Genomic DNA, 12,077 nt, shown 5'->3' with positions numbered 1-12,077 from the left:
CGCCAACGGCGTACGCCCGGTCATGCCAGTTCCTCCCGGATCCTGATCCGGCTCGCCACCAGGCGCGGGTCGCGCAGTTCGGCCGCCGGCTCCCGGGTACGTCGCCAGTCCGTCAGCGCGGTCCGGATGACCATGCGCGCCGGCCGGTCCGGGTCGACGTGCCGGAAGATGAACGAGGTGGTCACGATGGCGAGGGAGATCTCCCAGGCGGGAAAGAGCTCGACCTGCAACGTGAACAACCAGTGGATGAACATGTAGAGGGGTACGAGCAGCATGAACAGGCCGTACTGGGCGTACGGCAGGTGAACGGGAAGGGTGTACCCGGGCGGCCCGAGATAGACGAGACGAGCCCGGTAGATATCGTCGTCGGTACGCAGCCGCATGGTCGCCCGCGCCTATTGGAAGATCAGGTTGATCAGGTAGTCGCCGACGAAGAAGAGTGTGGCGGCGCCGGCGATGAAGGCCAGGCCGACGATCGCGATCGCGGAGCTGGTCAGCACCTTGGAGATCTCGCCTCGGCTGGCCCGCCCGATGAAGATGACGCCGAGCACCGCGAGCAGGATCGGTGCGATCTTGCTGGCGAAGAAGGTGACGACACCCTCGGTGTTGATGCCCTTGGGCGCCGGCTCGGCGAGTGGAGTCGACGCCAGGGTGTGGAGCGCGTGGTCGACGGCGGCGGAAGCCGTCCCCATGAGCTCGATGGCGATCACTGGAACCTCCCCATGTCGCGGCCGGCGGCGCCGCGTGGTGCAGTAGGCAAGCCTGGCGGGATGGTGCGTGTTGGGCCACAGCGTTTCTGACGCTGTGTTCGTTGCCAGCCACGGAGAGTGGTGAACTTTGGGGGGATTTTTCCCGCTTCGGCCCTCCCTCCAGGCTTCGCCATCTCGATGCTGGGCAATTCCAAAGCGTACGGGCCGGGCACCTTTGCGACAACCCGCGAAGACTCTGCCGGAAGCGACCCGGACGACCGATCGTACACCTGTTCTAATTGGCATGTCAGGACCGTCGCCGGCAGGGCTGCCCCGGGCCGCCGGAAGCCCTGCTGGCGACCGGTACTGTCGGGTCGTGACCGATCTGGTGCGGGCGCAGGCCCCGGTGTTGATGGGCGTCCTCAACGTCACGCCCGACTCCTTCTCCGACGGTGGCCGGTACGCAGATCTGGACGCCGCCGTCGGACACGGAGTGCGACTGCGCGCGGAGGGCGCGGACCTGGTGGACGTGGGTGGCGAGTCCACCCGGCCGGGCGCCGACCGGGTTGACGCCGAGACCGAGATCGCCCGGGTGCTGCCGGTGATCCGCGCGCTGCGCGCCGCCGGCATCCCGATCAGCATCGACACCACCCGGGCCCGGGTGGCCGAGGCGGCCCTCGCCGCCGGCGCCGACGTGGTCAACGACGTCTCCGGCGGCCTCGCCGACCCGGACATGGCCCGGGTGGTCCGCGACGCCGGCTGCCCCTGGGTGCTCATGCACTGGCGGGGACACTCCCGCCAGATGCGCGAACTGGCCGACTACGGCGACGTGGTGGCCGACGTCCGGGCCGAGCTGAGCCAGCGAGTCGACGAGGCGCTGGCCGCCGGCGTCGCCGCCGAGAAGATCATCATCGACCCCGGGCTGGGCTTCGCGAAGACCGCCGCGCACAACTGGGAACTCAGCGCCCGCCTGCCCGAGCTGGTGGACCTCGGCTTCCCGCTGCTGTTCGGATCGAGCCGCAAGTCGTACCTGGGCCGACTGCTCGCCGACGCCGACGGCACCCCCCGGCCGACCTCGGAACGCGAGGCGGCCACCATCGCCACCAGCGTGCTCGCGGTGGCGGCCGGTGCCTGGGGGGTACGCGTGCACGACGTCCGCGCCACCGCCGACGCGCTCGCCGTGTGGCGGGCCACCGGCGGCCCGCACCTGGCGACCACGGCGAACGAGGGGGATCGGTGAGCGCGAGGAGTGAGCCGGTTTTGCGAGCCCCGCAGTCGCGAACGAAGGTGGCACGGTGACCGACCGGATCGAGCTGACCGGCCTGCGCGCGCACGGCCGACACGGCGTCTACGACTTCGAACGCGCCCAGGGGCAGGAGTTCGTGGTCGACACGGTGCTCGAACTCGACCTCGCCCCGGCCGCGCGCTCCGACGAGGTGACCGACACCGTGCACTACGGCGAGCTGGCGGAGAAGCTGGTCGCGGTGATCACCGGCGAGCCGGTCAACCTGATCGAGACACTCGCCGACCGGTTGCTCACCGTCTGCCTGGCCGAACCACTGGTGGCCGCCGCCACGGTGACCGTGCACAAGCCCGAGGCCCCGATCCCGCACGCCTTCCGCGACGTGGCCGTGACGATGCGGCGTACCCGGTGACCCGGGCCGCGCTGTCGATCGGCAGCAACCTCGGCGACCGGCTCGCTCACCTGCGCGCGGCGGTGGCCGCGTTCGGCGACGCGGTGCTGGTGGTCTCCGGGGTCTACGAGACTCCACCGTGGGGCGACGCCGAGCAGCCCGCGTACCTGAACGCGGCACTGCTGGTCGCGGATCCGGCGGCGGGCCCGCGCGACTGGCTGGTTCGGGCCCGGGCCGCCGAGGCCGTGGCCGGGCGGACCCGCGACCCACAGCGGCGGTACGGTCCGCGCACCCTGGACGTCGACGTCATCGCGGTCTGGGACGAGGCCGGGCAGCCGGTGCTCAGCGACGACCCGGAGCTGACCCTCCCGCACCCCCGCGCCCACCTGCGGGCGTTCGTGCTGCGGCCGTGGATCGACATCGAGCCGCACGGCCGGCTGCCCGGGCACGGCTGGCTGACGGACCTGCTCAACGCCGAGCCGTTGGCCTCCGACGCCCTGGAACTCACCCCCCGGCCGGATCTGGCGTTAGAGTCGGACGCATGACCCAGTGGAGCCGGCCGGCATGACGCAGTCCCCGCGCGATCCCGACCGTTACCGGATGGGTCCGACCCGGATCTCCACGTTGGTGGTGGCCGGCCTGGCCGCCGCGGCGGTGGCCTGGCTGCTGATCAGCAGCTTCTACTACGACCTGGCACCCAGCCTGCCCTGGCTGCCGGTGGTCACGCTCGCCGCCCTGGCCGTGCTGGAGGGCTACGCGGCCGTCAACACCCGCGGCAAGATCGAGGGTCGCCCCGGCCGGGAACCGCTCAACCCGCTGCTGGTCGCCCGGTTCGTGGTGCTGGCCAAGGCCTCCGCGCTGGCCGGGGCCATCTTCGCCGGCTTCTACGCCGGCCTGACCGGCTGGCTCTTCATCGAGCGGACGAACGCCGCCATCGGCGACCGCCCGGCCGGTGTGGGTGGCGTGATCGCCGCGATCGCGCTGGTCGCCGCGGCGCTCTGGCTCGAACGGTCCTGCCGGGTGCCGGAGCAGGAGGACGACGAGGACCGCCAACCCGGCGACCGGGAGAGCCGGCCCGGCCAGCGCTGATCCGGGGGGTTCCCAGCACCCCGGCCCGCAGGTACCGTCCCTGGCGACCGGAGAGCAACGGCCGCCGCCGGTCCGCCGTGCGTCGGACCTGAACGGCCGGCCACGTGGGAGGCGCGGCGCATGGGGTACGACGAAACGGGCCGGAGCGCGCCGGCGGAGTCGTCGTCCGGCGTACCCGCCGCCGTGCTGGAGAACGTCTTCGACGACCCGGCTCACGGTGAGCCCGGCCGGGACCGGGTCGCCGTCCACGTGATCTGGGAGTTCCTGCTGCTGGCCGGGCTGGCCGCGATGACCTGGCTGCTCTGGCGGGACGACCCGGACGCGCTGCGCGGGGGCCGTCTCGACTCGCTCCTGGTCGACGTGGCCGCGCTCGGGCTGCTCGCCCTCGCCGCCGGGCTGAGCCTGCGCGCCGGCGCGGTGAACCTGGCGATCGGCCCGGTCGCGCTGGCCGCCGCGCTGCACTTCGCCGAGCAGGGGGACCGGGGCGTGCGGGAGGCGCTGCTTCCGGCGCTGCTGGTGGCGGTGCTCGGCGGGCTGGCGCTGGCGTTGGCGGTGGTGGTGCTGCACGTGCCCGGCTGGGCGGCGAGCCTGGCCGCCGCGGCGGGCGTCATCGTGTACATCGAGCGGCGGACCGGACCGGTCGCGGCCCAGGGCGGCTACGACCCCCGGGACAACGCCCTCTACCTCTTCGTCGGCTTCGCCGCAGTGGCCGTCCTCGGCGGACTCTTCGGCGCGATGAAGCCGGTCCGACGGCTCGTCGGGCGGTTCCGGCCGGTCGCCGATCCGGCCCGCCGGCGGGGCGGCGTCGCCGCGACGGTGACCGCGCTGGCCCTGGTCGGCTCCACCGTCCTGGCCACGCTCGGCGGGGTGCTCATGGCGGCGAACCGCGGCGGCCCGGTGGTGCCGCGCACCGGGCTGGACTGGTCGGTGCTCGCGGTCGGCACCGTCATGCTCGCCGGCACCAGCGCCTACGGCCGGCGCGGCGGGGTCTTCGGCACGCTGTTCGCGGTCACCCTGGTGGAGGTCTTCCTGACCTGGTCCACGACCCAGGGGTGGACGATCAGCCGGTGGGCCGTCGGCGGGGCCGTGCTCGGCGTCGGGCTGCTGGTCACCCGGCTGGTCGAGGCGTTCGGCCGGCCGCGCGTCGAGGTGGAGGTGGGGCCGTCCGGCGACGGTGCCGGCAGCGCCGGCTGGGCACTGACCAGGCCACCCGAACCCGCCGACGCCTGGCCGTCGGTGCTGCCGGTGCGGACCACCGACACCGGCGTCGACGCGTGGGAGGCCCCGCGTTGGGAGAGCGAGCCGCGCCGCTGGGACGCCGACGACCGCTGACCGGACCCCGGGCCGGGCGGGTGGGCGTACGCGCCCTGGTCGCCGTGGCGGACCGCCTGCGTCGGGACGGCGGAGCCGGCCGGGCCGCGACGCGTCCGGCGGGCCGGACCTGATCTCGCCGGTTAGGCTCGGCGACATGACCGAATCTCCTGCCACCGGGCCCGGCGGCCGCACCTTCGACGAGCTCGACAAGCTCTCCACCGAGGAGTTGCGCGAGCAGGCCTTCGCCCTGGCCCGGGAGCGCCGCGACGTCGGGTTCTTCTGGTCGGTGCTGCAGCACCTGCCCAACGCGGACGAGGCCGCCGCCCTGGACGGCGCCCCCAACTCGGTCGGGCCGACCGTCGACGAGGCGAACGCGCTCTGGCGGGAGCTGACCGGCCACGGTTACGAGGAGTCCGCGCCGCTGCTGCGGGCCGCCTTCATCGACTACCTGCTGAAGCACTGATCGCGGATGGCCGTCCGCCGGCCCAGGGCGGTCGCGCGTACGCGCAGGCCGGCCCGGCGGGGCGCGCCGGGAACCGACCGCCCCATGGCCCTCACCAACCACCTCCGGACCGTCCGTGGGTACGGCAGCGCCGCCGGCACCGGCGCGCTCGCCGCGATCCTGCTCGTCGTGGTCTGCGGCAGCCCGATGTACGTGGGCTGGGTGCAGCGCCACACCGACCCGGCCGGAGCCGGCGGCTGGCTTCTGCGGCTGCTCGCCTGGCCCGCCTGGCGGCTGCACTCCGACGACCCGTCCCAGAGCGTGCTCGCCGCCGACCTGCGGGCCCTGCTGCTGGTGATCCTGGCCGTGGCCCTGCTCTACGTGCTGCCCGCCGCTCAGGTGGCCCGGGTCCGGAACCCGACCAGCCAGTTCCTCTCCGGCTGGGCCGCGTACGCCCTGGCCGGCGGGTTCACCGCCCTGCTGGCGGCGCTGTTCGGGCCGGACGGGTCGCTTCTCGCCGCGTTCCAGGCCACGAGCACCGGTGTCACCTACGGCTTCTTCGCCGGCTGGATCATCGGCCTGGCCAGCCTCGGCGGTCGCGCCTGAGCCGAGCCGCCGCCCCCGGTCTGAGCCGAGCCGCCGCCCCCGGTCTGAGCCGAGCCGCCGGCCGCGCCTGAGCCGCTGGTCGCGTCACTGGTCGCGCCTGAGTCGCCGGCCGCCGGCATCGGGGCCCGAGCGCTGCCGCCGCCGGTCAGTCCGCAGGCGCGCCCAGGGCGAGCAGCCGGGAGCGGCTGAGCATGCCGACCGGCCGGCCGTCCTCGGTGACCACGGCGTGCTCGGCGGCCGAGGTGAGCAGCGCGCCCAGCGCGTCGTACGCGGAACCGCCCAGCGGCACCGCCGGCAGGTCGACCGGGTCACCGGCCGGGAGCGGGTCGAGCACTTCCGGGGTGACCGGGGTGACCGCCAGCCGACGGATGCCCCGGTCGGCCCCGACGAACTCGCGTACGAACGGCGAGGCGGGCGACCCGAGCAGGGCGGCCGGGCTGTCGTACTGCTCCAGCCGGCCGCCCTCGGAGAGCACCGCGATCCGGTCGCCCAGCCGGACCGCCTCGTCGAGATCGTGGGTGACCAGCACGATGGTCTTGCGGACCTCGGCCTGGAGCCGCAGGAACTCCTCCTGCAACCGGGTCCGCACGATCGGGTCGACGGCCGAGAACGGCTCGTCCATCAGCAGCACCACCGGGTCGGCGGCGAGCGCGCGGGCCACCCCGACCCGCTGCCGCTGGCCGCCGGACAACTCGTGCGGGTAGCGGCGGCCGAACTGCCCCGGGTCGAGCCCGACCAGCTCCAGCAGCTCGTGCACCCGGTCCCGGGTCCGCTGCCGCGGCCAGCGGAGCAGGCCGGGCACCGTGGCCACGTTGGCGGCGACCGTCTGGTGCGGGAAGAGTCCGACGTTCTGGATGACGTACCCGATGCGGCGGCGCAGCGCCACCGGGTCGACCCGGGTCACGTCGTCGTCGCCGAGCAGGATCCGGCCGTCGGTCGGCTCGATCAGCCGGTTGATCATGCGGAGTACCGTCGACTTGCCGCAGCCCGACGGGCCGATCAGCACCGTCAGTTCGCCGGCCTTCACCTCCAGGCTCAGCTCCCGGACCGCCTCCGTGCCGTCCGGATAGCGCTTGCGGATGCCCTCCAGGGTGATCGATGCCGCGCCGTGTCCGGCGGTGGTTCCCGGGGTAACGTTCACGCGTGTCCCTCCACCTGAGTCACCGAGCCGCGCCGGGTAACCCGTGGTTCTCCTGGCAGTACGTGCGGGACAACTCTGACACGATCCTGGCCGCGCTGCGGGAGCACACCTGGCTGACCGCCCGGGCCGTGCTGATCGCCGCGCTGGTGGCGCTGCCGTTGGCGGTGGCCGCGTACTGGTTCCGGTCGCTGGCGGGACCGGTCCTGGCGGTGTCCGGGGTGCTGTACACGATCCCGTCGCTGGCGCTGTTCGCGTTCCTCGGTCCGACCCTGGGGATCGGGGCTGTGACCGTGCTCACCGTTGTGGTGCTGTACGCGCTGCTGGTGATCGTCCGCAACGCGCTCGCCGGGCTGAAACAGGTGCCGCCGGAGGTGCTGGAGGCTGCCGAGGGGATGGGCTACGGCCGCTGGCGCCGGCTGTTCGGGATCGAGTTGCCGCTGGCCCTGCCGGGCATTCTCACCGGGCTCAGACTGGCCACGGTCTCGACGGTGGCCCTGGTCACCGTCGGCGTCGTGATCGGCCGGGGCGGCCTGGGGCAGCTCATCTTCGCCGGCTTCCAGAACAACTTCTACAAGGCGGAGATCATGACCGGCACCGTGCTCTGCGTCCTGCTGGCGCTGGTGCTGGACCTGGTGCTGGCCGGGGTGGGCCGGTTGCTGACGCCGTGGCTGCGCGGGCGCGCCTCGTGAGCGTGCGCAGGGCGACCCGGCAGCACCACGCGGTCACGCACCGAACGCAGGGCCCGCGGAATGGGCGGACCGCCGAACCGCACCGCGCGGTCGTGGACGGAAGGGCGGCAGGGTGAACCACATCCGGGACGCCGTGATCTGGCTGAACGATCCGCTGAACTGGACGAACCCGGGCGGCGTCCTGGACCGGCTCGGCGAGCACCTGACCATTTCCGCCCTGGCGGTGCTGCTGGGCTGCCTGGTGGCCTGGCCGATCGGGCTCTGGCTCGGGCACACCGGCCGGGGTGGCGGGTTGGTGCTGCTGGTCTCCAACGTCACCCTCGCCGTCCCCACCCTGGCGCTGCTTACCATCCTGCCGCTGACCTTCCTCGGCTTCGGCCGGCCGGCGGTGGTGGTCGCGTTGGCGGTGTTCGCGGTGCCGCCGCTGCTCGCCAACGCGTACACCGGGGTGCGGCAGGCCGACCCGGAGGCCCGGGACGCGGCGCGGGGCATGGGCCTCTCCGGTGGGCAGGTGCTGCGCCGCGTGGAACTGCCCCTGGCGGTGCCGTACCTGGCCGCCGGCTTCCGTACCGCCGCGGTGCAGGTGGTTGCCACCGCGGCGCTGGCCTCCTTCGTCAACGGTGGCGGGCTGGGGCAGATCATCCGGGCCGGCTTCGGGCTGGACATCGCGGCCGGGGGTGGGCAGATCATTGCCGGCGGTGTGCTGGTCGCCGGGCTGGCCCTGCTCGCGGAGGGAGTGCTGGCACTGGTGGAGCGGTTGGTCACCCCGCGTCCGCTGCGCCGGGCCCGACGGGCGGCGAACCGGCGCGCGGCCGCCGCCACGGCGGGTGGCTGAGCCGGCCGAACCGCCGTGGCCGCCGCGTTGGGCGGATGCCGGGCGATCACGTGGGCGGCGGGCACCGAAGCCGGTCGGACCAGCGGGTGGGCGCCGTGGCGAACCGTTCGGACCGGGGTGTGGTCGAGGTCACGCCGGGTGACGGAAACCTGGCGAAGTGCTGGACAGATGGCGTCGCATCAGGTGCCCGAACCGGGCGAATCGGCGTCGGGTGACGATCCGGTGACGAAATCCGCTCAGGGTTTGTCGGTCCGGCCCGGAGGATATTGGCTGGAGTCGCGGGCGGCGGACCGGGCCGCGCGACAGACAAGCGGGCGGCCGAACGGATCGCCCGTCGGACACGCGGCCGGCCCGAATGGGCCGCGCCGGGACACGGAAGGCGGGCACTGATGCGCGCACGTACACGGCTGGCCGTCGGGGCGATCGGCGCCCTCACCGCGGCGGGTCTGCTCACCGGCTGCGGCGATGCCGGCTCCTCCGGCACCGACGCTCCCGAGCAGGGTGCCTCCGGGGCCGGCTGCGCCCCGGTCGCGGGCGACAAGCTGGTCGTCCTCACCGACGACAAGAAGCTCCAGAACACCGACAACGTCCTCCCCGCGATCAACACGAAGGCGGCCACGCCGCAGCTCGTGGCCGCGCTGGACAAGGTCTCGGCGGCGCTCGACACCGCCAAGCTCATCGAGCTGAACCGGGCGGTCGACATCGACCGGAAGACCCCGCAGGTGGCGGCGAAGGAGTTCGCCGACGCGAACGGCGTCTCCCAGGGTGTGGAGAAGGGCCCGGGCGGCCAGGTCACGGTCGGCGCCGCCAACTTCAGCGAGAGCCAGCTCATCGCCGAGCTCTACAAGATCGCGCTCACCTCGGCCGGATACCAGGTCAAGGTGCAGACCATCGGCAGCCGCGAGCTCTACGAACCGGCCCTGGAGAAGGGTGAGATCCAGGTCGTCCCCGAGTACGCGGCCACCATGGCCGAGTTCCTCAACACCAAGGCCAACGGCAAGGACGCCAAGCCCGTCTCCTCGCCGGAGCTGGACAAGACGGTCAGCGCGCTGAAGGCCGCCGGCGACAAGGTCGGCCTCACCTTCGGCCAGCCGTCACAGGCGCAGGACCAGAACGCCTTCGCGGTCACCCGGGCCTTCGCCGACAAGTACCAACTCGCCACGCTCTCCGACCTGGCCGCCAAGTGCTCGGGCAAGGCGACGGTGCTGGCCGGCCCGCCGGAGTGCCCGCAGCGGCCGATGTGCCAGGCCGGTCTGGTCCAGGTCTACGACTTCAAGGCCGGCTCGTTCAGCTCGCTGGACGCGGGTGGCCCGCAGACCAAGAACGCGCTGAAGACCGGCGCGGCCAGCGTCGGCCTGGTGCTCTCCTCCGACGCGGCGCTCGCCGCGAGCTGACGGCCCATGATTGTTCCGGCGCGACACGTCGGTGCCGTGCCGCGCCCGGAACAGTCGCCGGTCGCCGGTGGACCCGAGCGGTCCGCCGGCGACCGGCCGGGACCGGGCCGCGAAGCCGCAGAAAGGCGATCGGGCCAGGTTGACGGCGGCGAGCCGGTGTAACCCTCACCGGCTGTCACCTCGGCGCCGGTCCCCGTTCCCTACCGGGGCAACTCTCGGTACGCTGCGTAGCCATGCCCGCTTCGGTCGCCCCCGCCGAGAAGCGCCCGCCCTCGCTGCTCACCGTCCTGTTCTGGATCGGTGTGGGGCTCGCGCCCCTGGCCGCGTTGATCCTCCTGGTCGCCGACGGCAGCGGTTCGCTGCGGACCGGTGCGGTGCTGGCGATCTTCGCCGTGGTGCTGATCGGACTGTCCATCGCGCTGCGTCCTGACGGCGGTGACCAGGCGGCCGGTGTCGAGGAACTGCGGGACGAGATCGAACAGCTCCGACACGAGCTGCGCAGCGAGATCGTGGCCGCCGCGCACCGGGGCAACCAGGCGCTCGACCAGGCCCAACGTACGCAGGAGACGGTCACCGCGCTGCATCGCCGGCTGGACGCGGCGGCTGCCGGGACGGCCGCTGCGGCCAGCGCGGCACCGGCTGCGGAGGATCCGGCCACCGCCCGTGTCCGGGTGTCCCCGGAGGAGCCGTACGCCGAGGGGCGGTCCCGCCACGGCGCCGGCCCGGAGCAGGTGCCGACGGGCGGGGGACAGCCCGCCGGCCGTGACGAGGACGAGTCTCCCCGCCGCTCGCAGCCCGGCACCCGCTACGGCACCGACCGCCCGCAGTCCGGCGTCTACGGCGCCCCGCGTGCCGGGGAGCCGGATGTCCGGCCGGAACCCCGTCCGGTCGGGGTGGTGCACCACACGGAGACCGTGCACGTCACCACCCGTCACACCATCGTGGACGGCGGCGCGGATCCGGTCGCCGGCAGCCGTTACGGCGGGTACGCCGGCCGCTGGCCCCCCGTCTCCGACGAACGGCGGGGGAGTGGCGTGGAGCCGGAGGAGCGCTCCTGGTCGGGGTACCGGGAGTCGGCGGACGACCACGGCTGGACCGGTGGCGACCACGGTCGGCCCACCCAGAGCGGGCCCTGGCCTGGCGGCTCCTGGTCCGGACCGGACGGCGAGCGGGACCGACCGGGCCCGCGGGTGCCCCGGGACGAGCGGGTGCCCCGGGACGAGCGGGTGCCCCGGGACGAGCGGGTGCCCCGGGACGAGCGGCCCCGCACCGGCGGTCACCCGGCGGCGGGCGCCGTCCGGGTCGGTGACGGAAGCGGGCCCGGCGAGGAGCGCGGCTGGGCGGCGAGGCCGGCCGAGCACGATTCCCGGTCGACCGGGCCGGCCGATCAGCGGTCCTGGTCGGCGGCGGACGGGCGGGCCGATCAACGCTCGGCGGTGGCGGACGGGCGGGCCGATCAACGTTCCGCGGCGGCAGTGCCGGCGGTTCCGGAGGGGTCGGCCGACGAGCGGTGGCGGCCGGCCGGCCGGGATGATCGGAACCGGTCGGCGAGCCCGGACGGGTCCCGTGACGAGGGCTCCCGGGCCGGGCGCGCGGGCTGGCGCGACGGGCGGGACCGGGCCGACGAAGGCTCCTGGGCTCGAACGGGCCGGCAGGGCGGCTGGGACCGGGCCGAAGACGACTTTCCGGCCGGCCGGCCGGGCCGGCACGACGGGCCGGCACGGCACGACGGGCCGGACCGAGCCGGTGAGGGCTGGGCGACGCCGGACGTACCCGCCTGGACCGCGTCCGAGCCCGCTGGGCGGCCGGTCGCCGACGACGACCCGGAAGGCGCCTACTGGTCGGAGTTGCGAGCCGGTAACCGCTGGGCCTCGGTCCGCGACGACGAACACGGCCGGGAGGTTCGGGTCGGCGAGCGGCGTGCCGCGGTGCACGCCGCCGGAGCGGGCACCGAGTATCGGGTCGAGGATCGCTGGGCGTCCGTCCGCGAGCCCCGCCGCGAGCACGGTACGCCAGGCGAGGCGGGACCCGGCTGGCCGGCGGAGAGCCGACCGGCGCTGCCGGCGGGCGGGGTTCCGGTACCGGACGAGTGGCGCCCGGCCGCGCAGCACGGCGGCCAGCCCGAGTGGCGTCGGGGTGAGCCCGAGCCGGTCCGGTACGGCGACGAGCGGCAGGGCCACCCGCCGCGCGGCGGCGTGCCCCGGGCCGGCGGCCCGCCGTCCGCCGACCACTGGCGCTGACCCC

14 protein-coding genes are annotated in these 12,077 nt (G+C 74.3%); 11 read left to right on the top strand and 3 right to left on the bottom strand.

What is annotated here, in order from left to right:
• Nucleotides 1-20: 20 nt before the first annotated feature.
• Nucleotides 21-383, bottom strand: coding sequence for a hypothetical protein (locus GA0070604_RS29745; RefSeq protein ID WP_073837722.1), 363 nt, complete (start codon nucleotides 381-383; stop codon nucleotides 21-23).
• Between the two features lie 12 nt (nucleotides 384-395).
• Nucleotides 396-710, bottom strand: coding sequence for a hypothetical protein (locus GA0070604_RS29740; protein WP_091126092.1), 315 nt, complete (start codon nucleotides 708-710; stop codon nucleotides 396-398).
• 355 nt (nucleotides 711-1,065) lie between these two features.
• On the opposite strand from GA0070604_RS29740, the gene folP reads away from it, so the two are divergent.
• The 7 genes from folP (at nucleotide 1,066) to GA0070604_RS29705 (ending at nucleotide 5,774) form a co-directional block, all read left to right on the top strand.
• Nucleotides 1,066-1,929 (top strand): dihydropteroate synthase, encoded by an 864-nt coding sequence (gene folP / locus GA0070604_RS29735; protein ID WP_091126091.1) that lies wholly within the window; start codon nucleotides 1,066-1,068, stop codon nucleotides 1,927-1,929.
• 55 nt (nucleotides 1,930-1,984) lie between these two features.
• On the top strand, nucleotides 1,985-2,344 hold the full coding sequence (gene folB / locus GA0070604_RS29730) for a dihydroneopterin aldolase (protein WP_091126090.1): 360 nt from the start codon (nucleotides 1,985-1,987) through the stop codon (nucleotides 2,342-2,344).
• Complete coding sequence (gene folK / locus GA0070604_RS29725) at nucleotides 2,341-2,868, top strand: 2-amino-4-hydroxy-6-hydroxymethyldihydropteridine diphosphokinase (RefSeq protein ID WP_091126089.1); 528 nt, start codon at nucleotides 2,341-2,343, stop codon at nucleotides 2,866-2,868. The genes folB and folK overlap by 4 nt, the downstream gene beginning before the upstream one ends.
• Before the next feature lie 55 nt (nucleotides 2,869-2,923).
• Nucleotides 2,924-3,412, top strand: coding sequence for a DUF3180 domain-containing protein (locus GA0070604_RS29720; protein WP_091127509.1), 489 nt, complete (start codon nucleotides 2,924-2,926; stop codon nucleotides 3,410-3,412).
• 120 nt (nucleotides 3,413-3,532) lie between these two features.
• Entirely contained in the window at nucleotides 3,533-4,744 is a 1,212-nt protein-coding gene (locus tag GA0070604_RS29715; protein ID WP_091126088.1) for an ABC transporter permease, read from the top strand.
• Between the two features lie 136 nt (nucleotides 4,745-4,880).
• Nucleotides 4,881-5,189, top strand: a complete 309-nt coding sequence (locus GA0070604_RS29710; protein WP_091126086.1) for a hypothetical protein — start codon at nucleotides 4,881-4,883, stop codon at nucleotides 5,187-5,189.
• Between the two features lie 84 nt (nucleotides 5,190-5,273).
• Complete coding sequence (locus GA0070604_RS29705) at nucleotides 5,274-5,774, top strand: hypothetical protein (protein WP_091126084.1); 501 nt, start codon at nucleotides 5,274-5,276, stop codon at nucleotides 5,772-5,774.
• A gap of 145 nt (nucleotides 5,775-5,919) precedes the next feature.
• On the opposite strand, the gene GA0070604_RS29700 is transcribed toward GA0070604_RS29705, so the two are convergent.
• Nucleotides 5,920-6,915, bottom strand: coding sequence for an ABC transporter ATP-binding protein (locus GA0070604_RS29700; RefSeq protein ID WP_091126082.1), 996 nt, complete (start codon nucleotides 6,913-6,915; stop codon nucleotides 5,920-5,922).
• 2 nt (nucleotides 6,916-6,917) lie between these two features.
• On the opposite strand from GA0070604_RS29700, the gene GA0070604_RS29695 reads away from it, so the two are divergent.
• From GA0070604_RS29695 to GA0070604_RS34045, 4 genes are all read left to right on the top strand, one after another.
• Nucleotides 6,918-7,604: an ABC transporter permease gene (locus tag GA0070604_RS29695; RefSeq protein ID WP_091126079.1), complete on the top strand. Its 687-nt coding sequence runs from the start codon at nucleotides 6,918-6,920 to the stop codon at nucleotides 7,602-7,604.
• 112 nt (nucleotides 7,605-7,716) lie between these two features.
• Nucleotides 7,717-8,439 carry an ABC transporter permease gene (locus GA0070604_RS29690; protein WP_091126077.1) on the top strand — a complete coding sequence of 241 codons (723 nt, stop codon included), beginning with the start codon at nucleotides 7,717-7,719 and terminating at the stop codon, nucleotides 8,437-8,439.
• 389 nt (nucleotides 8,440-8,828) lie between these two features.
• Nucleotides 8,829-9,833, top strand: a complete 1,005-nt coding sequence (locus tag GA0070604_RS29685) for a glycine betaine ABC transporter substrate-binding protein (RefSeq protein ID WP_091126074.1) — start codon at nucleotides 8,829-8,831, stop codon at nucleotides 9,831-9,833.
• Between the two features lie 233 nt (nucleotides 9,834-10,066).
• Nucleotides 10,067-12,073, top strand: a complete 2,007-nt coding sequence (locus GA0070604_RS34045) for a hypothetical protein (RefSeq protein WP_091126071.1) — start codon at nucleotides 10,067-10,069, stop codon at nucleotides 12,071-12,073.
• Nucleotides 12,074-12,077: the final 4 nt, after the last annotated feature.

The sequence above is a fragment of the Micromonospora eburnea genome (assembly GCF_900090225.1).
Lineage (GTDB): Bacteria > Actinomycetota > Actinomycetes > Mycobacteriales > Micromonosporaceae > Micromonospora > Micromonospora eburnea.
Note: the sequence above shows the minus strand (reverse complement) of the source record. Positions and strands in the feature narration are given on the sequence as shown.

Excerpts from the sequence above, each read along its gene's own strand:
- GA0070604_RS29745 (WP_073837722.1), bottom strand. The coding sequence starts at position 383 with ATGCGGCTGCGTACCGACGACGATATCTACCGGGCTCGTCTCGTCTAT.
- GA0070604_RS29710 (WP_091126086.1), top strand. The coding sequence starts at position 4,881 with ATGACCGAATCTCCTGCCACCGGGCCCGGCGGCCGCACCTTCGACGAG.
- GA0070604_RS29685 (WP_091126074.1), top strand. The coding sequence starts at position 8,829 with ATGCGCGCACGTACACGGCTGGCCGTCGGGGCGATCGGCGCCCTCACC.
- GA0070604_RS29715 (WP_091126088.1), top strand. The coding sequence starts at position 3,533 with ATGGGGTACGACGAAACGGGCCGGAGCGCGCCGGCGGAGTCGTCGTCC.
- GA0070604_RS29720 (WP_091127509.1), top strand. The coding sequence starts at position 2,924 with ATGGGTCCGACCCGGATCTCCACGTTGGTGGTGGCCGGCCTGGCCGCC.
- GA0070604_RS29705 (WP_091126084.1), top strand. The coding sequence starts at position 5,274 with ATGGCCCTCACCAACCACCTCCGGACCGTCCGTGGGTACGGCAGCGCC.
- GA0070604_RS34045 (WP_091126071.1), top strand. The coding sequence starts at position 10,067 with ATGCCCGCTTCGGTCGCCCCCGCCGAGAAGCGCCCGCCCTCGCTGCTC.